Below are 26,270 nucleotides of genomic sequence, written 5' to 3'. Positions count from 1 at the left end.
ATCAGTAAGATCGACGAGTGTACCTGAGCGCTTAACGACTAGCCAATTACCACTTGATATGAACGAGGACTGGCGTGAGGCGATGCTTCAACATTGGAATCTTATTAAGCCAACGCTGCCAAGCTTTCCAACGAGAACAGAATCTATCGAATGGCGAGAAAGCTTTCACCCACTGTGCCCATGGTAACCATTGCAATATCTGTTCTGCAGGCGCTTCAAAGCCATGTGCATAGCGATCAGAGCCAAGCTTTTGTCCCCACTTGGTTTCCGTTAAATCTCCTGCCAGCACCATACACAGTTCAGCAGAGACAAAATGTCGACCCAAGGTTTGAATAAATTTCGCGACTTGACGCTCTGTGCAATCGAGCAGTGCCATTTCACATAAAATGAGTACCGGTGCTTGCTCTGGAATGGCTAACGTCTCTAGCCACGACATTTCATCCACACTGCCACAGCGATGTTCATAACGTTCATTTTTGTGGAACAAGCGCTGACGCCATACCAAATTTTCCGTCACATCCAGCTCTATCCAATGGCAGCGTCCATTATCCAAACGATAAAAGCGGGTATCCAGCCCAGCTCCGACATTGATAATCCAAGCATCGGGATACTGCTGTAAGAAGTGACTAACCTGCTGGTCACAAAGCTGGGTCAGCGTCACGTGCAGCAATTGCTTTTGCGCAATATCACCACTCAAACAATCCGGCGCCATCTTACAGCTCAAACACGCTTTAGCAGCAATCGGATCGTACACCAAGCCATTGTCGACCATGCTTTCACGGCTACGCAATAACAGTGGCTTTAATAAATGGTTAGGAACTTGATGTTTAGACTGAGACATGGGCATTTCCTGCGCCAGAGAGAAAACATAGACATTGAAATAGATGATAATGAATATCAATTACATTATCAAGCTTATAAATTGCTCAAAACAAACAAGGTCAAGATGATAAGCAAGCTTTTGGAGGAAGTAGAAAAAGAGAAAAGAAGAGAAAAGACAAAACAGCCCAGATGAACTGGGCTGCTTAAATACACTTACATCCAATCGGTATTACGAATAATACCAACGGCTAAGCCTTCAATCGTAAGATGCTGAGACGTCAAGTCCACTTGGATTGGGGCAAACTCTTCATTCTCAGCATGCAGTAATATGGTTGAGCCTTTGCGCTCTAAACGCTTTACTGTCACATCATCATCAACGCGCGCAACGACAACTTGACCGTCTCTCACGTCTTGGGTTTTATGCACAGCGAGCAAATCGCCATCCATAATCCCGATGTCTTTCATACTTTCGCCATTTACACGAAGTAAGAAATCCGCTTGCGGCTTGAACATCGCAGGGTCGACTTGGTAGTGCGCTTCTACGTGTTCCTGAGCCAATATGGGCTCACCCGCAGCAACTTGACCAATCAAAGGCAAGCCCTGTTCGTCATTAGCGGCAGAGTCATCAAGTAGGATACGAATCCCACGCGATGCACCTGGAATAATTTCAATTGCTTGCTTACGAGCAAGCGCTTTTAGGTGTTCCTCTGCGGCATTCGCAGAGCGGAAGCCAAGCTCACGCGCAATCTCTGCACGAGTTGGTGGCATTCCGGTGTCATCGATTTTACTTTTGATCAAATCGAAGACTTGTTGTTGGCGTGGCGTTAACGGCTTCATGTCTCACCTGTCTTTTTATACAGTTAACTGTGAGTATATCCAGTAAATGCTCAAATGAAAACCCAATTGGTTGTTTTTTAATTTATTTGTGGAGTGCACTTCGTTTGCTGACTAAGTTCATTATTCATGCGTTTAAAACACCGCCTTTTCAGTTAATCAAAGTAAAGCAACAACTTAGGAGTTCGACCAATTTACAGCCAATAAAATTAAAAGGTTTGACCAGTTTCTGGTATCCTTGCTGCGCTTAAATTTTATCGCCTAGGCTTATTTCTTTTGCCGTACTCATTTCTTTTTCTATAGAAGACATGCAAAGCGGACACTGAAATAAGGTTAGGCCTGTTTGAATACCTATTGAGGCTGTGAACTTTATGTCTTCTGGACAATCATTTTCACGTTCATTACTAAAACTACCTTTATCGGTACTGGTAAAGGGCACCACAATCCCGTCGAACCCGATTGAAGATCTGAATATCGACCTCGCGAAGCCGATTGTATATGCCCTACCGTTCCGCTCGAACGTGGATTTGCTGACACTGCAAAAACAAGCCATGAGCCTTGGTCTACCCGACCCGCTCAGTCCGCTGGAAATCAATGGCAAAACGCTGAACCGTTTCGTCTTTATCGCTGCGCGTCCAACTGTGATGAACAACGATAATGATGTCCCAACCGACTCTGTCTCTCTGTTCACAGACTTGCTGGAACTGCATAAACTGGACAGTGAATTGGACGTTCAAATGATCCCTGCAACCGTGCTTTGGGGTCGTAAACCAGGTAAAGAAGAAAACCAAAAGCCTTACCTTCAGCCAATGAATGGCCCGCAAAAGGCGAAAGCGGTAATGGCAGCAGGACGCGACTGCTTGGTTCGCTTTAGTCCCGTGGTATCTCTGCGTTATATGGCAGACTCTCACGGTACCGACAGCGCAATTGCGCACAAATTGGCTCGCGTGGCGCGTATCCACTTCTCTCGCCAAAAACTTGCGGCTTCAGGCCCAAACCTGCCACAACGCCAAGTGTTGTTTGCTCGTTTATTAAAATCTCCAGCTATTGAACTGGCGATCGCTGACGAAGCCAAGAGCAAAAATATCTCGATTGATAAGGCACGTAAAGAAGCCCACGACATCATGGATGAAATCGCCGCCGACTTCTCCTACGGTCTAGTGAAAAACGGCGACCGCATCCTGAGTTGGCTATGGACAAAGCTGTACCAAGGGTTGCACATCAATAACGCCTCGACTGTACGTCGTTTAGCGCAAGACGGCCACGAAATTGTGTACGTTCCGTGTCACCGTAGTCACATGGACTACCTACTGTTGTCTTACGTTCTATACCATGAAGGCATGGTGCCTCCGCACATTGCGGCAGGCATTAACCTGAACTTCTTCCCGGCCGGTCCTCTTTTCCGTCGCGGTGGGGCGTTCTTTATTCGTCGTAGCTTTAAAGGTAACAAACTGTACTCAACCATTTTCCGCGAGTATCTAGCTGAGCTGTTTGCCAAAGGCTATTCAGTCGAGTACTTCAGTGAGGGTGGTCGTTCACGTACTGGTCGCTTACTGCAAGCGAAAACGGGCATGCTGGCTATGACCATCCAAGCAATGCTACGTGGTCTAAACCGCCCAGTAACACTAGTGCCGGTCTACATCGGTTACGAGCACGTCATGGAAGTAGGCACTTACGCGAAAGAGCTGCGTGGCAAACGCAAAGAGAAAGAAAACGCAGGGCTTGTACTGCGTACTCTGCGTAAACTGCGTAACTTTGGTTTGGGCTATGTGAACTTCGGTGAGCCAATTCAGCTCAACCAATACTTGAACGAGCATGCTCCTGAGTGGACGAAAGACATCGACAGCATGGGTGGTAACAAACCACAATGGATGAATCCTGTGGTCAATGACCTTGCTAATAAGATGATGACGCACATCAACGATGCGGCGGCAGCAAACGCGTTGACCTTGTGTGCAACCGCACTGCTTGCTTCTCGTCAACGTGCACTTTCTCGTGACTCGCTGATCAACCAGATTGAGTGTTACTTAAAGCTACTCAAAAACAACCCGTACTCAAGCACCTCCACTATCCCTACCGAAAGTGCTGAGGAGTTGGTCGATCATGCGATTTCACTTGATAAGTTCGTGATTGAAACCGATAGCATGGGTGACATCATTTCGCTGGATCGTAGCCAATCGATCCTGATGACCTACTACCGCAACAACATCATCCACTTGTTTGCTCTGCCATCATTAATTGCTCAGATGATCATTCGTCAGCGCAACCTTTCGGTAGAAAAAATTCAAGCGAATGTCGCGCAAATCTACCCATTCTTGAAGAAAGAGTTGTTCTTAAGCTATCAAGAAGACGAGTTGGATGAATTGGTCGTTAAAACACTGCATGAGTTTGCCGATCAGAAAATGATTAGCCTCGATGGTGATAAGCTGGAGATCAATCAGTCGAACAACCAGCCTTTGGTTCTGCTAGGTCGTACAATCACGGAAACACTGCAGCGCTACTCTATCGCGATGAACTTGCTTGTTGCTTACCCAGAGCTCGGTAAATCGGACCTAGAACAGAAGAGCCAAGATATTGCTCAACGTTTAGGACGCTTACACGGTATTAATGCGCCAGAATTCTTCGATAAAGGTGTGTTTACCGCGATGTTCAATACGCTCAAACAGCAAAAATACCTCGATAACGATGGTAACTGTGACACGAAGAAAACGCAGCAATTTGCACGATTACTATTCACTCTGCTTTATCCAGAAGTGAAACTGACGATCGAAGAGAGTATTCATCAACTTCAGTCGTAACCGTTTTACCTTCTTCCAAAATAAGAAAAAAGGCATCCAATCGGATGCCTTTTTGCTATTTCTTCGCTTACCAAAATGCGACCAATAACCCTATCGCTATCACCATGCCAACATAGTTGTTGTTGAGGAAAGCCTTAAAGCACAACTCCCGCTCACGGTGACGAATTAAGTGCTGCTGATAAACAAACAACGACGCTGCAATCAAAAGGGTCCAGTAGTAACTTTGTCCCAATTGGTAGAACTGCCCTAACCAAACCAACATCGCGAGCGTAATCAGTTGCAACACACCAATAATAAGCTTGTCATGACGACCAAACAAAATTGCCGTCGATTTAATGCCAATCTTTAAATCATCATCGCGATCGACCATCGCATATTGAGTGTCGTACGCAATGGTCCACAAAGCGTTAATTAAGAACACAAACCAAACTATCAGTGGTAGCTCCCCGGTTTGTGCAGCCCACGCCATTGGAATTGCCCAGCTAAACGCCAAGCCTAAAAAGAGTTGTGGCATATGAGTGTAACGCTTCATAAATGGATAGATGAACGCCAACACAATGCCAGCGAAGGATAGCTGAATCGTCAACGGGTTCATGGTCAGCACTAACAAGAATGAGCTGATACCCAAAACTAAAAATAATCCAATCGCTTCTTTTGCTGTCACTTTCCCTGATGGCAGTGGGCGTTGTTTGGTACGTTTTACATGGCCGTCGACTTTGCGGTCAGCAAAATCATTAATCACGCACCCCGCGCTACGCATTAGAAATACACCCAATACAAACACGATAAATACATCCCAACTCGGCATCCCTTGGGCTGAGATAATTAGCGCCCAAATCGTTGGCCACATCAGTAACAGTGAACCAATCGGGCGATCCATGCGCATCAGTTGCCAATATGCTTTGGCTTTTTCTGCGGACATTTACACTGTCTCCTTAGCGTAAACTGGTGAATTAGATAAGAATAACTCGGCGACCAGCATCGGTTTGTGATTCATCCACAACCTTGAGCGTCGCGCTAACAAACGTCCTTCTGGTACGGCTACCCATCCCATTTGCAAAGAGTCTCGCTCAACGTTGTCTGCGCTGAACACTGTTAGTCCTAATGGGATATCCCCTTGTTGAGCCAAATCATACTGCTGATCAACTAAGGTTGAGCGAGGAATCAATGTCCGTCCGATAACCCAGTTATCATTGTCACCACACAAAATTACCTCTCGCAGTAAGCAATCTTGTTCGGACAATAACTGGCTTTCGTCCTGTTTTAACGTCGCCGCAGTGACGATCTGATTTTGTAGCAATTCTACCGTTAATGCTTGGCAGTGTTGCTTTAAACGACGTGACAAAGACCCTTGCTCTTCAAGCCAGTGCTTGGCAAATTCATTTGGAAATTCGAATTCGTCGGGGTTTTGCCACTCTACTTCCAATAAAGAAGCAAGATAGAGTGATGTTGGCTGATTCATACTAGTATTCAATTGGAGGCTTTATGCGTACAATAAAGCAACAACTTACCGTCCATAGTAATGTATGTAACCGTAAGTTCCGTTATTTGTTATAGACGGCCCATTGTATCAAGACTGAAGCGATTCGAATATCGCGATCCAGAGAAAGAAAAGTTAGAAATATGTACAAACGTTATATAGCCCAAATTATTTTTGCGTTAACCATACTGTTCGCCGCACCAAGTTGGGCTGAAACGGAAGAAGCTGGACCTAAGTTGGCATACTTTACCCTTGAGCCTGATCTCACTACTAACTTTTACACCAAAGGCAAAAAGTTAGGTTATGTGCAAGTGCGCATCGACATCATGGTAATGAGCCAGCAAGATTTATCGATTGTTGAGCATCACCAACCTTTGATTCGCGATGCAGTAATTGAATTACTGGGTAAGCAAACAGAAGATACTATTAAGTCCCTTTCTGGCCGAGAAGATCTGCGCAAAACCTTAGTGACGACCCTCAACGAAACACTTTTGCCCGAAACAGGTAAAACCATCATTGCCGATTTGTTGTTTACAAAATACCTTTACCAATAAACCCAAATCGTTTTGAACATAAAAAAGACCGCTCTTGAGCGGTCTTTTCATTTCAGCTTTAGGCTTGCTGTTGGTATTTCATCTTGCCTGAATCAAACAGCGCAATCGCCATCCCCGACAGTAAACCCACTAAGTGAGCGGTGTTTGCAATCGCCATGAACGGCTGCACAAAACCAAGAACTAACCATACCAACATAAAAACGATGATTGGCTTGGGTAGCGTAAGGCCTAAATGTGGCAAGCGGTAACCCAATATCCACAAATAGCCAAGCAGTGCATAGACCACGCCAGACAAGCCACCGAAGTTTGCCCCTTCAACATAGAATTGGCCAGCCCCAGAAAGCGCTGCTGATACTACAAAGAGTTGCAATAGCTTACCGGAACCGAGACGACGTTCGATGTCGCCCCCCAACTGCCACCACCATAGTAAGTTGAACACGATGTGAGTCACTGAAAAGTGCAGTAACGCATGGCTTAGCCATCGCCACACTTGCCATTGTTGTCCCTCAAAGGCTGGGAAGTGCAACAACTTAAACACGCCATTGCCAAAGCCAAACATTTGTAACAAGTAGATGATGGTACACACCGTCATGATCAGCAAAGTCATTGGGCCGGCTTTTGCTTTGACCATGCTCATGATACTCGGGCTAGAATAATGAAAGGTGCTCTTGCGAGTATCGGCAACGTCCCACGAGGCGGCGCTGTATTTTGAATCAGACGGGTTAGCAAGGAACTGCTTAAGTTCGGCTTCCGCTTCTATTTCATGCTGGCTATCAGTCAGCCACAGCGCAAATTGCCCATCCCCTTCTGGCATCATTTCGATGTCAATTTGGCGAGAGGCCATATAATCAATAAAGGCTTGTGCCATACGTGGATTATTTAACGTTACCAATCTCTTCATTAACTTCTCACTATCGGTAGTTCTGCTCGATGCCAGGCTTCAAAGCCACCATCCACACTGTACACCTGTTCAAAGCCTTGGTTAACTAAATATTGCGCCGCACCTTGGCTACTAATGCCGTGGTAACACATCACCAGAATGGGTTGCTCGAACTCCACTTCATCCATAAACGCAACGATCGTATCGTTGGTTAAGTGATACGCGGACTCCGCATGCGCAACGGCAAACGATTGAGGGTCACGGATATCTACAAGCTTCGCATCACCCTGCTCGAGCAGCGCTTGCGCACCTTGTACATCGATATGCTTAAACTGATCCATTTACTTTCTCATTGTCTTATTAATATACCCAAGCAACCTCGAACCTAACGTGCTAATCAGCACCCGTGGTACAGCATAAAATCTATATTTGAAGCCGCTTGGGTATACTGCCGCTATTGTAACCTATCCAACGGCAAACTTAGACACATGGATAATCAGGCTTTTCAAAAGTGTACACATTCCAACCATTTGTGGATAAAGCTGTGAATTGCGTTGATAAAGTGTATTTGGATCTTTTGATCCACAATATGTAGTGATGATCCTGATCTAACTGTGTGTATATCTATAACTATCCCCAGATGGGAAAGTGCTTGAATCCCTTATTTTGTCCGGGTTTCGAACAGTTGATAAATAATTACTTCACAGAGTTATACACAGGTAGCACATAAAATATGGATCGCAAACGCTATCGATTTTCGATCGACAATAAAAAAGCCGAGATCACATGATCTCGGCTTTCTATGAAAATCTTACTTCCAATTAGCAGTAGAAATTAAAATTCACCCACTGCCAATTTTAGTTTCTTCATTGCGTTTTTTTCTAGCTGGCGAATACGCTCGGCAGAAACACCGAACTCATCAGCTAAGTCTTGCAATGTTGCTTTCTCATCATCTAACCAACGAGAGCGCACGATGCGCTGACTACGCTCATCCAAACTCGCTAATGCATGACCCAGACGATTGTTGGTATGCATTTCCCAGTTTGCAGCTTCGATGTTGTCAGCCACATCAGACGATTTGTCTTCTAGGTACAGCATTGGCGCTGTGTAAGCGTTTGAGCTGTCGTCTTCGTCAGTTGGCATATCAAAGGTTGAATCCACCGCCGCTAAGCGTGATTCCATCTCGCGAACTTCAGAAGGCTCAACACCTAACTCACGCGCAACGGTTTCGACTTCACCGTTGTTAAACCAACCCAAGCGCTTTTTCGACTTACGCAAATTGAAGAACAACTTACGTTGCGCTTTAGTGGTCGCAATTTTCACGATACGCCAGTTACGTAGCACGTATTCGTGGATCTCTGCTTTGATCCAGTGGACAGCAAAAGACACCAAGCGAACCCCTACTTCTGGGTTAAAACGCTTAACGGCTTTCATTAGACCGATGTTACCCTCTTGCACAAGGTCCGCCATTGGCAAACCGTAGCCAGAGTAACCACGAGCAACGTGAACAACGAATCGTAGGTGCGAAAGAATTAGACCTTTTGCAGCCTCAATCTCACCTTTGTAGTGTAATCGTTCTGCCAGCTCACGCTCTTCGTCTGCAGTCAGCATTGGGTAGCTGTTTACTGAGCGAATATAGCTATCAAGGCTATCTTGCGTGACTAGAGCCATCGGATACGCTTCTTTTGTCATTCAATTCCTCATCAATCTCTGATCTGGAGCATTACATTGCAAATTTAGCTTCGATATCTTGAACTCAAAATGAACAAGTTTCAAGAAGGGGAAGCAATTATCCATAAACATTCGGTCTAAACAAGGGATCCAGATTAGCTAGTGCTAATAAAATCCAAGTAGTAAGACCTTCATCACTTAAACTGGTTCAATTTCTTTTAAATGTCGTTGCGCCGAAAAGCGCGCCGCAATGCATCCCAAAAGACTACCAATGATGATTAATAGCAAAGATTCATCCCAGCTTAGACCAATCAGGCGAAACTGGCTGTCGTACAATGCAGCAAGATCTTCCACCGCACTATTCATAACAATGGTCACTAAAGCCGTTACCAACCACGCGATGGTGGCACCTAATACGCCAAACCACATCCCCGTGTACAAATAAGGGCGCAGAATAAAACTGTCCGTCGCACCGATCAGTTTCATGGTTTGAATCTCTTCTTTATTCGCCAGCACATTAAATCGCAACGTGTTGCCAACGATTAAAAATACCGCACCGAGCATCAACACTGTCAGAGTAATGACAATAATACTCGCGAGAGTTTTGATCGCATCAAGACGCGCCAGCCAGTCTTCGTCAAGTCTCACATCGGTCACGTCTTGTTGCTCTCGAACGTCTTTGGCTAATGACTGAATATCACTTTTTAGCTCCGAGGCTGGCGTAATCACCAACACACCGGGTAGCGCATAGCCACTTAAAAGGCTGATAGCCTGATCGAATCCTGCATATTGGCTCAAATCAGACAGACCTTGTTGCGGTGAAATATATTCCACCTCTTTTACCAAAGGCCAAGTTTCAATTTGATCTTTGAGAACCATCACACGTGCATCCGGCATGCCTTCTACTAAGTAAGCACTAACTTGCGAGGGAGATGCCACATCTTCCGCGGCACCCGCGACGTTTTTCCCCAGTAGATACAAACAAGCTGGCATAGCAAGTGCCATTGAAATCACGGCTAGGGTCAGGATATTACCTAAAGGTCGTTGCCATAAGGCGCTAAAAGAGGATTTTGCTTGTTTTGCGTGGACAGAGAAAAAACCATCGGTATTTGCACGCTTGGCACTGCGGCCTTTCCCCTTCTTTTGGGAGTGCTTGTTACCTGCCATAGTCTTCTACCTCACTTAGGAAGCCTTGGTTTAATTCAAAATGACGATACTGTGGGCGAGTATTTACTAACCCCACATCGTGCGTGGCGAGTAAGATGGTCACTCCCGCACGATTAAATTCTTCGAATAGACGCAACACACGGTTGGATAATTCTGGGTCAAGGTTACCTGTCGGCTCATCAGCCACCAGCAACGTTGGTCGATTGACTACGGCACGAGCAATACCGACGCGTTGTTGCTCACCACCAGAAAGTTGACTAGGTAGGCAACGAGCTTTATCGAGTAAGCCCGTTTTATCTAACGCCGCAGAAACACGGCGTTTGATTTCGTTTTCAGAAATCGATTCGATACGCATTGGCAGAGCGACATTGTCGTACACACTGCGATCCATCAATAGGCGATGATCTTGAAAAACAATCCCAATATTGCGGCGCAAAAAAGGGATGTCTTTGCTTGGAATACGCGTGATATCGTGACCATTAAAATGGATTTTTCCATCGGTTGGGCGCTCTATCGCGCAGATCAATTTCAGCAAGGTACTTTTACCAGCCCCGGAATGCCCGCCTAAAAACGCCATTTCACCGCGCCTCAGGTGAAAATCGACTTTTTGCAGTGCTTGTCGACCACCTCGGTAAGCTTTGCTCACTTGCTGAAATTTGATCACCGTTGATTTCCTCTAACTCTTTTTATTCTTCACGACTAAACAGTGCGTCAATAAACTCTTGAGTTTCAAATGGACGCAAGTCTTCGATACCTTCACCCACACCAATGTAACGAATTGGAATACCAAACTGATCGGCAATAGCGAAAATTACGCCGCCTTTCGCTGTACCATCCAGCTTAGTCAAGGTAATCCCGGTTAGAGGGGCAACATCACTGAAAAGTTTCGCTTGGCTGATGGCATTTTGCCCTGTACCTGCGTCTAGCGTCAGCATGATCTCGTGTGGTGCAGAGTCATCAATTTTCTTCATCACACGTACAATCTTACGCAGCTCTTCCATTAGGTTCGCTTTGTTCTGTAAACGACCCGCGGTATCGGCAATCACAACATCCACACCACGTGCTTTTGCCGCTTCAATCGCATCATAGATAACAGAAGCACTGTCTGCGCCAGTATGCTGGGCAATCACAGGAACGTTGTTACGCTCACCCCATACTTGTAGCTGCTCAACCGCTGCGGCACGGAAAGTATCGCCCGCTGCAAGCATCACTTTTTTGCCTTGAGTTTGGAACTGCTTGGCAAGCTTACCGATGGTCGTGGTTTTACCCACGCCATTTACACCAACCATTAAGATGACGTAAGGCGTTTTGTTGCTGTCGATTTCTAGTGGCTGTTCGACTTTAGAAAGAATCTCAGCCATTTCTTCTTTCAACAAACCATAAAGGGCTTCGCCGTCTTTCAGATCGCCACGTGTGGCTTTTTCTGTCAGGTTGTTGATAATTTTTGTTGTGGTATTCATGCCCACATCAGCAATAAGCAGTTGCTCTTCTAGCTCTTCAAATAAGTCTTCATCGATTTTCTTACCGCTGAACAGACCGAAGAAGCCAGCGCCGATGTTTGCTTTTGTGCGGCTTAGGCTGCGTTTGAGGCGAGCAAAAAAGCTCTCTGTTGGCTTTTCTTGTTCTTGAACGCGAGGTGCAGCAGGCACTTGAGGCTCTTCTGCTTCTGCTTCTGCTTCTGCTTCTGCTTCTGCTTCTGCTTCTGCTTCTGCTGGGGCAGCCTCCGCTTTTTTCGATTCTTCTTCAAGTTCTGGCGTTGCTTCCGCTTGCTCAGCAGCCGCGTCGGTTTGCTGCTCTTCAGAAGGCGCATCCACTGCTTCTTCTTTTACTGTTTCTTCAGTTTTTGGTTTTGGGCTTTGTTCTTCGTCACCAAAACCTAGCCACGAAAGTAATCCGCGCTTCTTTTTTTCCGTCATCTGGGGCTATCCTAGATTGTTCTTTTATCTATTAATGACTCTTTTTTGACAAGATTATTATCTGTCTAAAAAAGGCTAATGACAAAGTTGTGAAAACTTTCCGATTAGGTAATTCTAATCTTATTAGTGTTACACTCTGTCATCTTGAATATTCTGGGCTGTATCCAAGCTCCAAGCTCACGGCTTGGGCGATTAGATATAGTATCACTTTATTAGCGGTCAAAAAATCTATGGTAAGACGTCGCCAGCAAAACTCATCACAAAAAAAGCCAACAACAGGCTTTGTTCGCATTATTAGTGGCTTATGGAGAGGCAGAAAACTTCCTGTACACGATGCTGAAGGCTTACGCCCAACGACCGATCGCGTCAAAGAAACGCTATTTAACTGGCTGGCTCAAGATGTGCCGCAAGCAAAATGTCTCGACTTATTTGCCGGCTCCGGCGGCTTAGGCTTTGAGTCGGCTTCGCGCCAAGCAGAGCAAGTGACCATGGTCGAGCTGAACCCACAAGCTTTCCAACAGTTACAAAAGAATGTTGCCTCTCTTAACGCGAACAACATCCAAGTGGTAAATACCGACGCACTGAGCTTTTTAGAACAGCCGGGTACTGCTCACCATGTGGTGTTTATTGACCCACCGTTTCGCAAAGGTCTATTGGATGAGACCGTGGCTCTGCTAGAACAAAATGGCTGGCTCGCGGAAGATGCGATGATTTATATTGAAACAGAAAAAGAACTCAATATTGCCGACTTACCAGAAAACTGGCAGTTACATCGAGAAAAAACAGCAGGCCAAGTGAGCTATCGTCTGTATGAACGTACCTCCGCATAACGCCTCGATTTAAAAGGACACTTAAATGAAAGCATTAATTATGCTGGCCAAAGCGGCTATCGCCTTTGTTTGGTTAGTATTGATCCTCAATATCTTTATGCCGTTTCCCGGCAATGCCGCGATTGCGCTGTACATCATGACCGCTTTTTTGTTCATCATGCACGGTTTGCAAATGGCCATCTTCATTGGCGCATTTGGCGACAAAATTAAAATGAGCAGTTGGGAAAATATTCTATCCTGATCTTTGGTATTTTTGCCCTGCTCGATATTCGTCGTAAACACATGATGTAATCGCCCAAATACTAAAAAGCCGCTCACAAGAGCGGCTTTTTTATTACGTTTATTCCATCACCCAAGATAGCTCTTAACACCATCCAAAAACATTTGAGTAGAGATCATCACCAGCAACAAGCCCATTAAACGCTCTACCGCTTTTAAGCCACGCTCGCCCAACAAACGATTAAAGAAGCCATAAAACATTAGAATAAAAAATGTTGCGCCCCACGCAATCACAACTGATGCGGACATTTCCAACATTTTTTCTGGATGCTGTGAAGATAGCAAAAGCAATGCTGCAATCACTGAAGGGCCCGCGATCATAGGAATGGCCATCGGAACAATAAAGGGCTCCTCGCCTGCCGCCAGTCCAGTGATGCTGCCAGCACTCGGAAAGATCATCTTAATCGCGATAATGAAGAGAATAATGCCACCTGAAATGCTGAGCGTTTCTGGCTGGACATGCAAAAAACTTAAGATGCTTTGTCCTGCAAACAGAAACAACATCAAGATTAGTAAGGCAAACAGTAGTTCACGAATCAATACCTTACGGCGACGCTTAGGATCGATGTGCTTGAGAATAGACAACACAATCGGCAAACTGACAACGTGAGTACATGGCTGAGGGCGAAAACAGCATATTCACCCTCGCATCATAGCCGCCGCTTAGTGATTGCAGACACGCGCCATATTGACCACAAACTTACCTTCAAGCTCACGGATTTTGTCGCGCTTGAGCAAAAATGCTAGCAATGCGTCTAAGTCTAGATCATTCAGTTTACAGGTGTGAAAGCGAACGGTGTTGCCAAAGTGCTGTGCCAGCGCTTCGCGATCCATTGGCGTTTCTCGAAGTAGGTTTAGCAGCTCGTGGGCATGGATTTCACTCATTATTGACTCCAGTCATCAAGAACAATACGTCCAGTTTACTGAAATCTTCGGGAGCTGCTTTGACTTAAATTAGTAAATGATAGAGGCAACAATGAGGGCGTGGGCAAAGAAGTAGCTACCACTTACCCACAAATAGGCGTGTTTCATCGGTTTTCGGTAACCGTGTATCGCATACGCCAACGCCGAATAGATCAAAACTAGGGTTCCGCTGAAACCGATAGCATTGGCATAGCTCGGGGCCTGCAACCAAACTTCACCCGCCGCCCAAGCAAGCTGAACCAACATCATCCCCATGATCACAACAGGAAACACCAGAGAGTCGAGTTGAGGTAGCAACAAAAAGAACGCCACGATACTCGCTGCGAGCAGTAGGGCCAACAGCCACCAGACAATCTCACCATTAAGCTGCACCCAAAATGACTTGCTGTAGCACACCTGAGCAAGCAAATACGCAGCAAAGTAAATTAGCTTGCGAGTTTTAAACGAGTGCAGCGTATCTGCCACCATAGACACAATAAGCCCACCCGCAATCCAGTAGGTATATGTTGCGGATGCGCCTTGAGTTAACACCAACACAAGAAGAAGTAGCAGAGTAAAGATTTTAAACACGAGGGATTGTGTCGGGTTAGCTTGTTTTGCTCCCAACACGGAATACACACCTGATAGCCCTATCGCCAGCCAACTCCACATGCCGTATACACCTTTTACTTAAACTCGCCGCTAGTCTAGGTAGACCAGTTTTGATGTAAAGACACAATCTGCGAAAGTTGGATCTCGCTAGCGATTCGAAACATTTTGTAACCCTCAGTCTGCACAACAATTAAGTCGATGAGCCTTAATGACGGCCATAAATATGGGGCAGAGCCCTATCCCATGAGCCAAGTTCATCAAATCACACGGCACAATAACCCGCGCTTAGTCAGGCCATTTAACTAAAAAGCAGCCCAATGGCCTTGGTAACCCATCACGTCAAAAACTGAGGACTAAACCATCAGACTGTATACATCACAGGCAACAAGAATAAATAACAGACACAAAACAGAAAATCGTCTTGGTAGCGAGCTAAGATAGTAGAAACCACCGATGAACAGATTAGAACAACATTAAAAATCAAACTTAACTCAATAACAAAAACATCAAATAGAGAACGTAAGCTAATGATAAATAAAGCTACATTCTCAATAACCATCGAAAACACCGACTTCATAAACCATCAAATCACTAAACACTTTTTAAGCCCATATTTTCTCATTAGATAAGAAAATTCCCCTTCCACACCTCAACTCAATGATGCACTTCCATAGCACATCTTTTTATTTTCTCAATTTTTGAGAAACACAGACAAAATCGACAATCAACATACCAACCGAAACAAAAAACAATTTCCAAGCCAACAGCAAACCAAGATTGACCATTTAAAATCATACACTTAAATAAAATACGAACAACAATCACACAATACGAGCATTTTAAACACAACACAAAAAACACAGTTTCATTAGTCAAAAACACGTAAAAAAAGACAAGTTAAGTGTATTTTTTGAAAAGATTATTGAGCATATGTTGATCAAACCCCAAAAACAGTGCTATATTAAATTCATCGAGTTCATCAAAGATTAAGGGGTAGTGTTATGATTTCATCTTCTCAAAAACAAGGGCTGGTAATGATTGCAGTGGTTGTGGGTTTAATGACACTGCCAATGATGTACTAACCTACTGATTAAAAATAAAAAAGGACGCAAATGCGTCCTTTTTTATTTATCTGTGCTTTTCTACTGTATGTGTTTGGACAAGATATCCCAATGCATGTAGTAAAAACCAAGAGCGGCGAGCGTAATCAACGTCATTAGCAAAATTGCTGCACGCCAAATAAAACGAGAGCTTCTTGGCGTTAGCTCTTTTTCGCAAGCGTCACATGCCGCCATAAAGCCTTTCCGATCATCCAGCTTATAATCGTCTTCGTGAACCACTTTATTACGCACAGTAGCGATAAAACGAAGCTTCGCTATCACGTCATGTGGTAAACGTTCTTCACAACTATTAATAAGTTGGTGTAACCCTTTCCCTTCTGCATGGTACTGAGTACGCAAAAGTTTTTCGATCGTTCGGGTACGCATGACTACTTTTTCAATATCTGACATCGTAACCCTCCTTACCAGACCCTTCCCGTGTTCGTTATTTTTATTCTTCTATAAATTTAGAGCTTTTTCGAGCCGTTAAGTGCAATTTTACTTTCAATTTGTGCCCTTGAGCGCATATAGCCAGACAAGTGAAAGCTGCTTAGTTCAGCTTTAGTGACGTAGCTTGCAGATGAAGCAACGATTTCATCGCGTCCCCATTGAGATAAACCGTGAAGTGCGCCGAATAAAATTCATGTCCCTTTCATTAGATTATGAATAAGTTATCTCAACTCATCGTTTCATCAGTGAGTTCTGTAGAATAGAGCTCAATGAAACATCGGAGGTTAACATGCCAATCTCACTTATTGTTGCCCTGTTCGCCCTTATTGCTTTGGGCGCATGGGTATTTTTTCGTTTCTATAGCAAGCACTATGTGGGCGAAGATGCTCCAGAACAAAGTGCACAGGTAACTATTTTAGATAAGCAAGCTATCGACATCCCAGATGCACCACCAGGCCAAGACGACCAAGAATATTGGATTTATGTCCAACGCGGTTCTATTGGCCCTAAACGAGAGTTCCAAATTGGAGTGCACTACTACCATGCACTCAACCCTGGAGATAAAGGAACGCTAACCTATCGTGGTAACAAATTCCTTCACTTCGCCATCAAACGTTAAGGCAGTAACCAACGAGTCTTGGCAGAGCGAGAAAAGAGATAGCTCATCGCCAAGGCTCCAGATCCACTGATAATGATCCAGACTGGAATCACCCATGCGGGATGTCCGGTGTACCACCCAAACGCTTTCATCGGCCATAAGAAAATTGGGTGAAGTAAGTAAATCCCCAAGCTGTGCTGACTGATCACACTCACCACTTTTTGTACTTTTGGTGACAAGCCTTCCCCAAAGTAACGACCGATCATGAAAATCATCGAAGCCGCTAGAATGACATTCAGTGTTTTGTAAGACAGCCAGCGTCCAACCGTGTACTTCTCCGCCTCTAAACTGTTCGTCACGACCATAGTAAATGTCACAGCCAACGCGACGAGGCCAAACCCTGTAAATAAGGTCACCATAGAGCGGTTCAAAGGCACTTTTTGAAATAGAACATAACCCAGAGGAAGGTAACCCATGTAGAGCCACATTTGGTTACTCCATGGACCATCAATCTTGAACAAAAACAGCGTGCTGGTGAAAAGCCAAAATGCGAGATAGGTATACAACACATTGTCATCAACGTTGCGTACCATCCATTGGAACAACGGAATCACAAAATACAGAGGTATAAAGTAATAGAAAAAACCGAGGTGGTAATACGTTGCGTGAAATGGGCTATTGCTTAACACCTCTTTTACGGTTTCAAAGTCAAACCCTTGAGCCGTCCAGCCAGAGAGGTATGCATAAAACATCGACCAAATAAGAAATGGGACTAAGACTTTGCCTAAACGCCTTTTGATATAATACTTACCGTCAAATGGTCGAGTGTCACTGAGCATCAACGCTCCGGTGATCAGAATGAAAACTGGCACCGCCCAGCGGGTAACGCTATTAACGCCTACCGCCGTCAACCATTGGTCAAACGGGATCACTCCTAACTCATTTCGATAAGGGGCCAAGACGTGAATGGCGATCACTGCCACCGCAGCAAAGCAGCGCAATAAATCAAAAAACAGAACCCTTTCTCTCATACCTTTCCCTACTTTGAGTCGCTTATCGTTTATAGCATAGGGTAAATCTCAGCCAGTGAAATGGTTAACAATCTGTTTTTGCTTATTTTTAACGCAACAATGACCTACAACGGGGATTTCATCACCACTCTAATCAATTAACGAGAACCAAACATCAGCATTCACTCTCGATGCCAAAACCACACAGTTTGATTACATCAACGGCGCATAAGAAACAAAAATGGCTCCGATTTGGAGCCATTTATACCATCTACAGATAGCAATACTGGGAATAGTTACGCAGTAGCAACGTTAGCTTTTGGCAACTTAATCGAAATCAACGTCGTCAGCGCCAAGAAAGCAAAGGAGACCCATAAGCACGCCGCAAGACCAGCCTCTTGGTAGATCCAACCCGATAATACCGTGCCAATCAAACGTCCCATCGCATTGGCCATGTAATAGAAGCCAACATCCAGAGACACACCATCACCTTTGGCATAGCTCACAATCAGATACGAGTGAAGTGAAGAGTTAATGGCAAACACAGCACCAAAAATCATTAACCCCACAACAATTACCAACTCAGGCTGCCAGCCGATTTGCACACCATAAGCAATACCGCCCGTAATTAACGCAAGAATTCCTGCCCATACTAATGCTGCACTACCATCAGGCACGCGACCTTGCGCTTTGCCAGTAATACGCGGCGCAAAGCCTTGCACAAACCCATAAGCAATGACCCATGCGGCTAAAAAGCCACCGACCCACAAGTGATCCCAGCCAAACACACTGCCAAGATAAATAGGTAGAGCGACCACAAACCACACATCACGCGCCCCAAACAAGAACATACGTGCCGCAGATAAAATATTTATAGATTCGGACTTGGAGAAAATTTGGCGAAACTTAGGTTTGCTCTTTGCTTTACCCATGTCTGCTTCTAGCCAGATCATGCTGCAAACAAACACCAATGCCAGCACACTCGACATAATAAACATCGAGTTTTGGAAGCCCACCCAAGACAACAGCAAGCCACCAACAAAAAAGCCCGCCCCTTTGAGTGCATTCTTCGAGCCTGTCAAAATCGCCACCCATTTGTAGAGTGCGCCTTGCTGCTCGTCTGGCACTAGCGTTTTAATCGCACTCTTGGCACTCATCTTGTTGAGGTCTTTGGCAATCCCCGACAAAGCTTGTGCCGCCATCACCCAAGGAATCGTCAGCCATGCGTTGGGTACTGCCAGCATCAACAACGCAAACACTTGCATCGCTAAACCAATGTTCATGGTTTTGTTCAAGCCTAACCTTGCGCCCAACCAACCACCAATCAAATTGGTCACCACACCAAAAAATTCATAGAAAAGGAACAGTGAGGCAATAGCTAACGTGGAATAACCCAAGTCGTGAAAATAGAGCACCACCAGCATACGCAGCGCTCCGTCGGTCACGGTAAAGTTCCAATAGTTAAACGTCACTAACATGTACTGACGAATACTTTTGCTCAATTGAGAAATCATATTGACCTCTTATGTACAGCGATAGAAGCATTTAGATCATCATGTGCCAAATGCTTATTAACCTGTACACCAACCATAAGGCGATACAACCTTAGTTCGAATTCACAAACACACCGAAATTTACAAATGGACAAAGATAACCAATAAAAACAAAAACTTAAATTGAAATTTTTAGTTTTACTGCTGACCTATTTTCCATTATATAAACTGGAACATAGCTTTTGGATCATGATGTTCCAAAAGCTATTTAAGCTGATCAAGCGTCTTTCGCCACGCGTTCGATGTACTCAAGCTGCACCGGTTTTGTAAACGCACCAGGGCGAAGAGCCTGCACTTCTCGCACGATATCTTCTAACTGCCATTTCTTCTCTAGCAACAAGTGAGCCGCAAACAAACCTGTGCGACCCGAGCCGCCCATGCAGTGCATCGCGACTTTGCCACCTTGAGCAAGAATCGTATGCAGTTCCGGACTGGCTTGGTGCCACTTCGCCGCAAATTCTTCACTTGGTGCGCAGTCATCTTCAATCTCGATCTGGAACCATTTCATGCCCAGCTGCTGAGTGGTGTCACCCAAAGCCGCAACGTCTTTCGCTGCTAACTCGCTATCGTCCAATGCAGTAACGACCGCTTGAACCCCCTGCTCCTTCAACTGTTCCAACGACGCTTTCAACTCGACGCCTTTGGTACCCGGGCACGGTGTTAGGACTAATGCACCAGAGTCCAAATCTAATTGCCATGTAGGATGAGACATTATGAACTCCGGTTATGCCAGACCAACGTTACGAACCAATTCTGCGGTGCGCGTTGCGTAACCCATTTCATTGTCGTACCACGCGTAAATCTTCACCATTCGTGAGCCAACCACCATGGTGGATTGTGCATCAACGATGGTTGAGCGTTGGTCGCCTTTGTAATCGATCGACACTAACGGACGTTCCTCAAAGCCAAGAATGCCTTTTAACTCCCCTTCCGACGCCTCTTTCAGCAAAGCGTTCACTTCTTCTGCTGTGGTATCGCGTTTTACATCGAAGATGATGTCGGTCAATGACGCATTCGCCAATGGTACACGTACCGCGTGGCCGTTAATCTTGCCTTTTAAATCTGGGAAAATTTCCACAATCGCAGTCGCACTACCGGTAGTGGTCGGGATAAGGCTCATGCCGCACGCACGAGCACGGCGCAGGTCTTTATGTGGCGCATCCAAAATGGTTTGCGTATTGGTCAAATCGTGAATTGTCGTGAAAGAGGATTGCTCAATGCCCAACTTCTCATGAATAACTTTCACCACAGGCGCTATACAGTTTGTTGTGCACGAAGCGGCTGTCACGATACGATGTTTTTCAGGATCGAAGATGTGGTCATTCACACCAACTACAATGTTCGCAATGCCTTCTTCTTTCACTGGCGCACTCACCACCACGCGCTTCACACCTTGATCGAGGTATTGGTCTAGGTACGAGGTTTTGCGGTGTACACCTGTCGCTTCAATCACAACATCGCAGCCAGACCAGTTCACGGCGTCAATGTCACGTTGCTGAGTCGTGGCGATGCGCTTGCCATTGATGACGAGCTCATTGCCCTCAACCTGCACTTCATGGTGCCAACGACCTTGCACTGAATCGAACTCTAATAAGTGGCCAAGCGTCGCTGCATCACCTGCGACATCGTTGATTTGCACAAACTCTAACTCTGGCCAGTCGAATGCCGCTCGCAGTGCTAAACGACCAATTCGGCCAAAGCCATTAATGCCTACTTTAATTGTCATAGTTTTACCCTTTAATCTTCTACCTTGAATCTCTGTTTGCTATTAACAGCAAGCCTCACGACTTTTATCGTGTAAGCGTGTGATGTCGTCTTGGTACTCTTGCTTCAAACAGTTTGATGCCACTAAGTCTTCAATCAGCTTACGCATCCAACCTGGTAGTTGCTGCGATAACTCGTAGTACACCCATTGCCCTCGGCGTTTATCCACCAAGATGCCACTGGAGCGTAACTGAGCAAGATGACGAGAAACTTTCGGCTGACTCTCTTGCAACGCAAACGCCAAATCACCCACGCAAGTTTCGCCTTCACGGGCCACCAGCATTAAACAACGTACGCGCGTTTCATCGGATAACAGCTTGAAAAACTGATGTGGAAGCATAATAAACATACCTATATATGGATATGCGTATATATTTATTTAACTCTGAAATGTCGTCAAGAGTGATCCCATCATCGTCATAAAAGTTTCACATCGAAACAGCCAATAAAGATTGAGAGAAGAACGGTTAGAGAGAATAAAGATACGGCAGAAATTTACGCGGTTGCGACGTTTTGACTCCAGCGAACCGCTTCGCCTAACGAGAGCTTGACCTCTTCCAAAGACAATCCCAACTGCGTCGTGATTTTTTCAACGCCTGACCAGTCGGCACGCTCGTAACACTCTTCGAGAGAAATCAGCGCACCATAAACCCCCTTGCGATGTAATAAGGCTTGTTGTACGGATTCGCTAAGTGGCAATTGCTTGACTAAAGATTCCACCGACAAATCAAGCATCGCATCTAAAATCGATAATAAGCCGACCATAAACCCTTGTTCGTTGAGGTGGGAAAATGGCTGATAACGCGACATTAATTGGCAGAACTGCGCTCGTTGTAATGAAAGGTGATACAGTTCTCGAGGCTTGTTACTAGAGATATACGACGCCACGACCAAGGAGACAAACTGCTTAAGATTATCCTGACCAAGGTAGATCAAGGCCTGACGAAACGAGCTGATTTCGACAGCGAGGTTCGGCGCTTGCGTATTTACAAAGCGCAATAATTTGTACGACAACGCGACATCTTGCGTAATGATGGTTTCAATACGAGTAAAGTCCGGCTCTGGTGAGCAGACTTCACGAAAAAGCTGTAGCGCTAACACTTGCTCAGGGCTCACGTATTTTGTTTGCGAAACTAATGGCTTACTAAAAAAGTAGCCTTGGAAAAACTTAAAGCCAGCCGCTTTGGCTTGCTCAAACTCTTCTGCGGTTTCAACACGTTCCGCCAAAAAGTGATATTTGACGCGTTTAGCAAGGTGAGCTTTGACCAACGCACACGCTTTTTCCAGCCCCATTGCCATGATATCGAGTTTAACGATGTGCACGTAAGGTAAGAAGCGACGCCACTCCGGCGTTAAGGTGAAATCATCCAGCGCGATCAAATAACCTTCTCGATACAACTCGCGAATTGCATCGAGAAGATCATCGGTCGGTTGGCAAGTTTCCAGAACTTCAACGACGATTTTATTTTTTGGCAAGCTGCGCGGTAAGCGGCGCACCAAGCTTTGATGAGGAAAATTGATAAAGCATCGCGAAGAAGCAATCACTGGGTTAGTGCCCAGTGATAGGAAATTCTCGACAATTAATCGGTATGTTGCTCGGTTTGACTCAATATGCGAAGGGTATGCATTACTCTCCCCATCTCGAAACAACAATTCATAACCCAGCGTCTGTCTTTTGCGGTTAAAGATCGGCTGGCGAGCAACATACGTTGTATTCATGCTAAAGAAGGACCTATAAATGGCTTATGACTTTGCAGCTGCTAATAATGCACCACAACCCATAAACATTGAACCGAAGACTTTGTTTATTTTCCCCATGATTTTATCGGAGCGAATAAAACGTCCCATTTGCGCCGCCAAGGTGGTGTAACCCAACATCACGCACGCGTCGATCACAACAGTCGTAACACCAAGCACCAACAGTTGCGTCAGTTGGTCTTATGCCGGGTCAATAAACTGTGGAAACAACGCCACCAGAAAAACAATCGATTTAGGGTTCGTCAGGTTAATCAAAATAGCTTTGTACAAGAGTGCCATGCCAGACATGTCTTTGTGGCTCTCAGCCGCCACCAAGCTGGAGGTGTCTCGCCATTTCTGGATACCCAACCAAACCAAATAAGCCGCGCCAACCCATTTAATGACAGAAAATGCCGTTGCCGACTGTGCGACCAGCGCACCAATTCCCGCCCCAACTAACGCAATGTGAATGGCCAAACCAATTTGGAGACCGATCACAGCCCCCAAAGATTTGCGAGTACCGTAACTCAAACCATTGCTGATTGAGTTCACCGTGCCAGACCCCGGAGCCAAACTAAAAACGATTGCAGTTACTACATAAGCTAACCAGACGTGGGTATCCATTGCATTTCCTCACTAATTCTTCGATGATACATCGCGTAAACAACGTATCTTCAGGTAATCGACTAATGGCTACTAACCATTCACCTTTGACTTATACTCAAGAGTCATTATTTGAGCAAGCAATTGGTGGTCCGATCGCGGCACTTTGGCAAACTCGCCAAGAAGGCTTTGTTAAAGGAACTGAGAAAAAGAACATCTACTGGTGCAAACTGACCAACCCAGAACATAAAAAAGCCGTGCTCATCGTTAATGGGCGCATTGAATCTTCCTGGAAGTACCAAGAACTGTTTTACGATCTCTATCGCCAAGGCTTCGACGTCTATTCCTTTGACCACCGCGGACAAGGTTTATCAGATCGTCTATTGTCTGACTCAGATATGGGTCACGTCTATGACTTTACTGATTATATTGACGATATGGACGTGGTCGTAAACAAACACGACCTTAGCGACTATCAGCAATGTTTCATTATTGCCCACTCCATGGGCGGCGCAATCGCTACACGTTATCTGCAAACTCACCCAGAACATCCCTTTACCGGCTTGATTCTTAGTGCACCTATGTTTGGTATTAATCTGCCATGGTACTTATCGCCAATAGCGATTCCAGTGACACAAATTATGTCAGCGGTATCGACTTTGCCACGCTATGCACCAGGACATCAGGCCTACTTCCCTAAACCCTTTGAAGATAACCCACTCAGCCAAAGTTACGGCCGCTACCAATGGTTCCGAAATCTCTATACGGAAAAACCGGAACTGCAAGTCGGTGGACCGAGCACACGATGGGTATGGCAAGGGCTAATGGCAGCAAAACAATGCTTTTTATTGACTCGCCAAGTCAAAGTACCGGTGCTCCTGATTCAAGCTGGGAACGATCGTATTGTCAGCAATCTGGCACAAAAACGTTTTATCGATAAATTGCGTAAAACCAACCCACATGCGGAGCTACTTTCTATCGAAGGCGCACAGCATGAGATCTTATTCGAGACCGACCAGTATCGTAATCAAGCACTCGATGCGATCTTCCGCTTTATGAATGACCCGAAATCATCGCCAAACGAAAAAACATAATAAGAACTCTAGGCGACCATTTCACGGCCATGATTAAAGAGGAAATGTCTGCACATTGATTTACCCTCTTTTTCATCCTCATTTTGACGTACACTGCTTGGGTCTGGCTGCGTTGAACCATGCAGATGCAACCGACCAAAGTTCCCCCGCATTCGGAGCAGCATGATCTAGTCAGTCTGCTGTACTCCGTTTGCAATCACCTGTTCCACACTATCCAAACCGTTTACGAGGACTTCATGAGCACATCGCTACCTTGCAAAGAGATCACTAAAATCGTTGCCTCTGATCTGGATGGCACGTTACTCGCACCAAACCATCAGCTCAGTGCTTACTCAAAAGAGACGCTAAAAGCGCTGCATGAAAAGGGTTACACCTTTGTCTTTGCAACAGGCCGTCACCACGTAGACGTTGCGAGCATCCGTCGTCAGGTCGGTATTCCGGCTTACATGATCACCTCGAACGGTGCCCGTGTGCATGACCAGGAAGATCAGCTGATGTACAGCGAGAATGTCCCTGCAGAGCTGGTTCAAGGCGTGATCGACACGATCAAGCACGATCAAGAAATACTTATCCACATGTATCAAAATGACAGTTGGTTGATGAACAAAGACGACGAAACATTGCGTGATTTCCATGACGAATTCACATACGTCTTATTCGATGAAGACCAAGCGCCAACTGACGGTATTGCGAAAATCTTCTTCACCCATCCAGCACAAGACCACGAACGCTTGGTGGTGTTTGAAAACAAACTACGTGAACAATTTGGCGATAAGCTGAATATTGCGTTTTCAACACCATGGTGCTTGGAAGTAATGAGTGCAGGTGTGTCTAAAGGCCATGCTCTTGAAGCGGTAGCGAAAAAACTCGGTCTCACGTTAGAAAATTGCGTGGCATTTGGTGATGGCATGAATGACGTAGAAATGCTGTCGATGGCAGGTAAAGGATTGGTCATGGGTACATCACACGAGAAAGTGATGAAAGCATTGCCAAATAACGAAGTGATTGGCAGCAATGCAGAAGATGCGGTTGCACACTACCTACAAGAGCACTTGCTGTAAGCAGCAATACTCCAAACAATAACAAAGGGCTGCACATTCGCAGCCCTTTTCTTTTATCGCTGACTTGGCAACTTCTCTTTGCAAAGGATCGCTTCCCACTCTTCTTCTGTCACAGGCATGATCGACAAGCGATTTCCACGTTTCACCAATGGCATGTTCTCAAGTTCTGGCATCGCTTTCATCACCGATAACGGAATCACTCGCGTCGTTTTACGCACGAATTCGACATCCACCATAATCCAACGCGGGTTGTCTGGGTCTGACTTTGGATCGTAATAATCACTTTCAGGATCGAACTGGAAATGATCGGGATAGGCTTCTCTCACGACTTTAGCAATACCGGCAACGCCAACATTCTTGCAAGAAGAGTGATAAATCAGGACGAAATCGCCCACCTTGACTTGGTCACGCATCATATTGCGCGCCTGATAATTACGAACTCCCTCCCAACATGAAACCTTTTGGGTTCGAAGCGTGTCAATAGAAAAGGTATCTGGTTCAGTTTTAAATAACCAATATGCCATAATGCCATCCGATGCCGATTGAGTAACAAT

27 protein-coding genes and 2 pseudogenes are annotated in these 26,270 nt (G+C 45.4%); 7 read left to right on the top strand and 22 right to left on the bottom strand.

Annotated features, from left to right (window positions below):
• Nucleotides 1-46 precede the first annotated feature (46 nt).
• Together EX191_RS19485 and lexA are read right to left on the bottom strand one after the other, a co-directional pair.
• Nucleotides 47-841: a class I SAM-dependent methyltransferase gene (locus EX191_RS19485; RefSeq protein WP_005393777.1), complete on the bottom strand. Its 795-nt coding sequence runs from the start codon at nt 839-841 to the stop codon at nt 47-49.
• A 194-nt stretch (nt 842-1,035) separates the two neighbouring features.
• Entirely contained in the window at nt 1,036-1,659 is a 624-nt protein-coding gene (gene lexA / locus EX191_RS19480) for a transcriptional repressor LexA (protein ID WP_005393778.1), read from the bottom strand.
• A 368-nt stretch (nt 1,660-2,027) separates the two neighbouring features.
• On the opposite strand from lexA, the gene plsB reads away from it, so the two are divergent.
• Nucleotides 2,028-4,454 (top strand): glycerol-3-phosphate 1-O-acyltransferase PlsB, encoded by a 2,427-nt coding sequence (gene plsB, locus EX191_RS19475; RefSeq protein ID WP_047010238.1) that lies wholly within the window; start codon nt 2,028-2,030, stop codon nt 4,452-4,454.
• Between the two features lie 67 nt (nt 4,455-4,521).
• Here plsB and ubiA read toward each other — a convergent pair whose 3' ends face one another.
• Both ubiA and EX191_RS19465 read right to left on the bottom strand, forming a co-directional pair.
• Nucleotides 4,522-5,376, bottom strand: coding sequence for a 4-hydroxybenzoate octaprenyltransferase (gene ubiA / locus EX191_RS19470; RefSeq protein WP_134648287.1), 855 nt, complete (start codon nt 5,374-5,376; stop codon nt 4,522-4,524).
• Nucleotides 5,377-5,916 carry a chorismate lyase gene (locus tag EX191_RS19465; RefSeq protein ID WP_080955994.1) on the bottom strand — a complete coding sequence of 180 codons (540 nt, stop codon included), beginning with the start codon at nt 5,914-5,916 and terminating at the stop codon, nt 5,377-5,379.
• Nucleotides 5,917-6,077: 161 nt separating this feature from the next.
• On the opposite strand from EX191_RS19465, the gene EX191_RS19460 reads away from it, so the two are divergent.
• The gene (locus EX191_RS19460; RefSeq protein WP_046874381.1) at nt 6,078-6,488 is read left to right on the top strand and encodes a flagellar basal body-associated protein FliL; all 411 of its coding nucleotides are present in this window, start codon (nt 6,078-6,080) and stop codon (nt 6,486-6,488) included.
• Between the two features lie 58 nt (nt 6,489-6,546).
• Here EX191_RS19460 and glpG read toward each other — a convergent pair whose 3' ends face one another.
• From glpG to ftsY, 6 genes are all read right to left on the bottom strand, one after another.
• On the bottom strand, nt 6,547-7,389 hold the full coding sequence (gene glpG, locus EX191_RS19455) for a rhomboid family intramembrane serine protease GlpG (RefSeq protein WP_005393785.1): 843 nt from the start codon (nt 7,387-7,389) through the stop codon (nt 6,547-6,549).
• On the bottom strand, nt 7,389-7,709 hold the full coding sequence (glpE, locus tag EX191_RS19450) for a thiosulfate sulfurtransferase GlpE (protein ID WP_005378691.1): 321 nt from the start codon (nt 7,707-7,709) through the stop codon (nt 7,389-7,391). The genes glpG and glpE overlap by 1 nt, the downstream gene beginning before the upstream one ends.
• Nucleotides 7,710-8,202: 493 nt before the next feature.
• Nucleotides 8,203-9,060 carry an RNA polymerase sigma factor RpoH gene (rpoH, locus tag EX191_RS19445; protein ID WP_005378693.1) on the bottom strand — a complete coding sequence of 286 codons (858 nt, stop codon included), beginning with the start codon at nt 9,058-9,060 and terminating at the stop codon, nt 8,203-8,205.
• Between the two features lie 177 nt (nt 9,061-9,237).
• Nucleotides 9,238-10,206 (bottom strand): permease-like cell division protein FtsX, encoded by a 969-nt coding sequence (gene ftsX, locus EX191_RS19440; protein ID WP_005393793.1) that lies wholly within the window; start codon nt 10,204-10,206, stop codon nt 9,238-9,240.
• The gene (gene ftsE, locus EX191_RS19435) at nt 10,196-10,870 is read right to left on the bottom strand and encodes a cell division ATP-binding protein FtsE (RefSeq protein ID WP_005393800.1); all 675 of its coding nucleotides are present in this window, start codon (nt 10,868-10,870) and stop codon (nt 10,196-10,198) included. Before ftsE ends, ftsX begins: the two co-directional genes overlap by 11 nt.
• 22 nt (nt 10,871-10,892) lie before the next feature.
• Nucleotides 10,893-12,122: a signal recognition particle-docking protein FtsY gene (gene ftsY, locus EX191_RS19430; RefSeq protein WP_193448303.1), complete on the bottom strand. Its 1,230-nt coding sequence runs from the start codon at nt 12,120-12,122 to the stop codon at nt 10,893-10,895.
• Between the two features lie 230 nt (nt 12,123-12,352).
• Between ftsY and rsmD the strand changes: the two genes are divergently transcribed.
• Together rsmD and EX191_RS19420 are read left to right on the top strand one after the other, a co-directional pair.
• On the top strand, nt 12,353-12,952 hold the full coding sequence (gene rsmD / locus EX191_RS19425; RefSeq protein WP_054868128.1) for a 16S rRNA (guanine(966)-N(2))-methyltransferase RsmD: 600 nt from the start codon (nt 12,353-12,355) through the stop codon (nt 12,950-12,952).
• A 25-nt stretch (nt 12,953-12,977) separates the two neighbouring features.
• A pseudogene (locus EX191_RS19420) lies at nt 12,978-13,243 on the top strand (DUF1145 domain-containing protein).
• 57 nt (nt 13,244-13,300) lie between these two features.
• On the opposite strand, the gene EX191_RS19415 reads toward EX191_RS19420, so the two are convergent.
• The 4 genes from EX191_RS19415 to EX191_RS19400 all read right to left on the bottom strand — a co-directional run bounded on the left by EX191_RS19415 (nt 13,301) and on the right by EX191_RS19400 (nt 16,257).
• Nucleotides 13,301-13,870, bottom strand: a complete 570-nt coding sequence (locus EX191_RS19415; RefSeq protein WP_193448307.1) for a YhgN family NAAT transporter — start codon at nt 13,868-13,870, stop codon at nt 13,301-13,303.
• Nucleotides 13,871-13,894: 24 nt separating this feature from the next.
• Nucleotides 13,895-14,116, bottom strand: coding sequence for a YecH family metal-binding protein (locus tag EX191_RS19410; RefSeq protein ID WP_005393809.1), 222 nt, complete (start codon nt 14,114-14,116; stop codon nt 13,895-13,897).
• A 69-nt stretch (nt 14,117-14,185) separates the two neighbouring features.
• Nucleotides 14,186-14,806 (bottom strand): lysoplasmalogenase, encoded by a 621-nt coding sequence (locus tag EX191_RS19405; protein WP_005393811.1) that lies wholly within the window; start codon nt 14,804-14,806, stop codon nt 14,186-14,188.
• A 1,082-nt stretch (nt 14,807-15,888) separates the two neighbouring features.
• Complete coding sequence (locus EX191_RS19400) at nt 15,889-16,257, bottom strand: hypothetical protein (RefSeq protein ID WP_005393815.1); 369 nt, start codon at nt 16,255-16,257, stop codon at nt 15,889-15,891.
• Between the two features lie 328 nt (nt 16,258-16,585).
• Here EX191_RS19400 and EX191_RS19395 point away from each other — a divergent pair, with 328 nt between their 5' ends.
• Entirely contained in the window at nt 16,586-16,915 is a 330-nt protein-coding gene (locus EX191_RS19395) for a DUF2500 domain-containing protein (RefSeq protein WP_005393817.1), read from the top strand.
• Here EX191_RS19395 and EX191_RS19390 read toward each other — a convergent pair.
• The 7 genes and pseudogenes from EX191_RS19390 to rhtB all read right to left on the bottom strand — a co-directional run bounded on the left by EX191_RS19390 (nt 16,912) and on the right by rhtB (nt 23,582).
• Complete coding sequence (locus EX191_RS19390) at nt 16,912-17,925, bottom strand: acyltransferase (RefSeq protein WP_193448302.1); 1,014 nt, start codon at nt 17,923-17,925, stop codon at nt 16,912-16,914. The genes EX191_RS19395 and EX191_RS19390 overlap by 4 nt on opposite strands.
• Nucleotides 17,926-18,200: 275 nt before the next feature.
• Nucleotides 18,201-19,418 carry an organoarsenical effux MFS transporter ArsJ gene (gene arsJ, locus EX191_RS19385; RefSeq protein ID WP_145533187.1) on the bottom strand — a complete coding sequence of 406 codons (1,218 nt, stop codon included), beginning with the start codon at nt 19,416-19,418 and terminating at the stop codon, nt 18,201-18,203.
• Nucleotides 19,419-19,674: 256 nt separating this feature from the next.
• Nucleotides 19,675-20,169: a cyclin-dependent kinase inhibitor 3 family protein gene (locus tag EX191_RS19380; RefSeq protein ID WP_005393822.1), complete on the bottom strand. Its 495-nt coding sequence runs from the start codon at nt 20,167-20,169 to the stop codon at nt 19,675-19,677.
• 12 nt (nt 20,170-20,181) lie between these two features.
• Complete coding sequence (locus tag EX191_RS19375; RefSeq protein WP_005393824.1) at nt 20,182-21,183, bottom strand: ArsJ-associated glyceraldehyde-3-phosphate dehydrogenase; 1,002 nt, start codon at nt 21,181-21,183, stop codon at nt 20,182-20,184.
• Between the two features lie 42 nt (nt 21,184-21,225).
• On the bottom strand, nt 21,226-21,561 hold the full coding sequence (locus tag EX191_RS19370) for a metalloregulator ArsR/SmtB family transcription factor (protein ID WP_005393826.1): 336 nt from the start codon (nt 21,559-21,561) through the stop codon (nt 21,226-21,228).
• Nucleotides 21,562-21,716: 155 nt separating this feature from the next.
• On the bottom strand, nt 21,717-22,940 hold the full coding sequence (locus EX191_RS19365; protein WP_005393827.1) for an EAL and HDOD domain-containing protein: 1,224 nt from the start codon (nt 22,938-22,940) through the stop codon (nt 21,717-21,719).
• Nucleotides 22,941-22,964: 24 nt separating this feature from the next.
• Nucleotides 22,965-23,582, bottom strand: a pseudogene (gene rhtB / locus EX191_RS19360) (homoserine/homoserine lactone efflux protein).
• Between the two features lie 65 nt (nt 23,583-23,647).
• Here rhtB and EX191_RS19355 point away from each other — a divergent pair.
• Together EX191_RS19355 and EX191_RS19350 are read left to right on the top strand one after the other, a co-directional pair.
• Nucleotides 23,648-24,655, top strand: coding sequence for an alpha/beta fold hydrolase (locus EX191_RS19355; RefSeq protein WP_047010230.1), 1,008 nt, complete (start codon nt 23,648-23,650; stop codon nt 24,653-24,655).
• A gap of 236 nt (nt 24,656-24,891) precedes the next feature.
• On the top strand, nt 24,892-25,716 hold the full coding sequence (locus EX191_RS19350; RefSeq protein WP_182035005.1) for a Cof-type HAD-IIB family hydrolase: 825 nt from the start codon (nt 24,892-24,894) through the stop codon (nt 25,714-25,716).
• Between the two features lie 53 nt (nt 25,717-25,769).
• Here the strand turns inward: EX191_RS19350 and EX191_RS19345 are convergent, their stop codons facing one another.
• A complete protein-coding gene (locus EX191_RS19345; RefSeq protein WP_124009073.1) occupies nt 25,770-26,240 on the bottom strand; it encodes an EVE domain-containing protein in 471 nt (156 codons plus the stop codon).
• Nucleotides 26,241-26,270: the final 30 nt, after the last annotated feature.

The organism is Vibrio chemaguriensis, from assembly GCF_012275705.1.
In the GTDB taxonomy this organism is placed as follows: domain Bacteria; phylum Pseudomonadota; class Gammaproteobacteria; order Enterobacterales; family Vibrionaceae; genus Vibrio; species Vibrio diabolicus.
This window is presented reverse-complemented; position numbering and strand designations above follow the sequence as displayed.

Excerpts from the sequence above, each read along its gene's own strand:
- EX191_RS19485 (WP_005393777.1), bottom strand. The coding sequence starts at position 841 with ATGTCTCAGTCTAAACATCAAGTTCCTAACCATTTATTAAAGCCACTG.
- lexA (WP_005393778.1), bottom strand. The coding sequence starts at position 1,659 with ATGAAGCCGTTAACGCCACGCCAACAACAAGTCTTCGATTTGATCAAA.
- plsB (WP_047010238.1), top strand. The coding sequence starts at position 2,028 with ATGTCTTCTGGACAATCATTTTCACGTTCATTACTAAAACTACCTTTA.
- ubiA (WP_134648287.1), bottom strand. The coding sequence starts at position 5,376 with ATGTCCGCAGAAAAAGCCAAAGCATATTGGCAACTGATGCGCATGGAT.
- EX191_RS19465 (WP_080955994.1), bottom strand. The coding sequence starts at position 5,916 with ATGAATCAGCCAACATCACTCTATCTTGCTTCTTTATTGGAAGTAGAG.
- EX191_RS19460 (WP_046874381.1), top strand. The coding sequence starts at position 6,078 with ATGTACAAACGTTATATAGCCCAAATTATTTTTGCGTTAACCATACTG.
- glpG (WP_005393785.1), bottom strand. The coding sequence starts at position 7,389 with ATGAAGAGATTGGTAACGTTAAATAATCCACGTATGGCACAAGCCTTT.
- glpE (WP_005378691.1), bottom strand. The coding sequence starts at position 7,709 with ATGGATCAGTTTAAGCATATCGATGTACAAGGTGCGCAAGCGCTGCTC.
- rpoH (WP_005378693.1), bottom strand. The coding sequence starts at position 9,060 with ATGACAAAAGAAGCGTATCCGATGGCTCTAGTCACGCAAGATAGCCTT.
- ftsX (WP_005393793.1), bottom strand. The coding sequence starts at position 10,206 with ATGGCAGGTAACAAGCACTCCCAAAAGAAGGGGAAAGGCCGCAGTGCC.
- ftsY (WP_193448303.1), bottom strand. The coding sequence starts at position 12,122 with ATGACGGAAAAAAAGAAGCGCGGATTACTTTCGTGGCTAGGTTTTGGT.
- rsmD (WP_054868128.1), top strand. The coding sequence starts at position 12,353 with ATGGTAAGACGTCGCCAGCAAAACTCATCACAAAAAAAGCCAACAACA.
- EX191_RS19410 (WP_005393809.1), bottom strand. The coding sequence starts at position 14,116 with ATGAGTGAAATCCATGCCCACGAGCTGCTAAACCTACTTCGAGAAACG.
- EX191_RS19405 (WP_005393811.1), bottom strand. The coding sequence starts at position 14,806 with ATGTGGAGTTGGCTGGCGATAGGGCTATCAGGTGTGTATTCCGTGTTG.
- EX191_RS19400 (WP_005393815.1), bottom strand. The coding sequence starts at position 16,257 with ATGTCAGATATTGAAAAAGTAGTCATGCGTACCCGAACGATCGAAAAA.
- EX191_RS19395 (WP_005393817.1), top strand. The coding sequence starts at position 16,586 with ATGCCAATCTCACTTATTGTTGCCCTGTTCGCCCTTATTGCTTTGGGC.
- EX191_RS19390 (WP_193448302.1), bottom strand. The coding sequence starts at position 17,925 with ATGAGAGAAAGGGTTCTGTTTTTTGATTTATTGCGCTGCTTTGCTGCG.
- arsJ (WP_145533187.1), bottom strand. The coding sequence starts at position 19,418 with ATGATTTCTCAATTGAGCAAAAGTATTCGTCAGTACATGTTAGTGACG.
- EX191_RS19380 (WP_005393822.1), bottom strand. The coding sequence starts at position 20,169 with ATGTCTCATCCTACATGGCAATTAGATTTGGACTCTGGTGCATTAGTC.
- EX191_RS19375 (WP_005393824.1), bottom strand. The coding sequence starts at position 21,183 with ATGACAATTAAAGTAGGCATTAATGGCTTTGGCCGAATTGGTCGTTTA.
- EX191_RS19370 (WP_005393826.1), bottom strand. The coding sequence starts at position 21,561 with ATGCTTCCACATCAGTTTTTCAAGCTGTTATCCGATGAAACGCGCGTA.
- EX191_RS19365 (WP_005393827.1), bottom strand. The coding sequence starts at position 22,940 with ATGAATACAACGTATGTTGCTCGCCAGCCGATCTTTAACCGCAAAAGA.
- EX191_RS19355 (WP_047010230.1), top strand. The coding sequence starts at position 23,648 with ATGGCTACTAACCATTCACCTTTGACTTATACTCAAGAGTCATTATTT.
- EX191_RS19350 (WP_182035005.1), top strand. The coding sequence starts at position 24,892 with ATGAGCACATCGCTACCTTGCAAAGAGATCACTAAAATCGTTGCCTCT.
- EX191_RS19345 (WP_124009073.1), bottom strand. The coding sequence starts at position 26,240 with ATGGCATATTGGTTATTTAAAACTGAACCAGATACCTTTTCTATTGAC.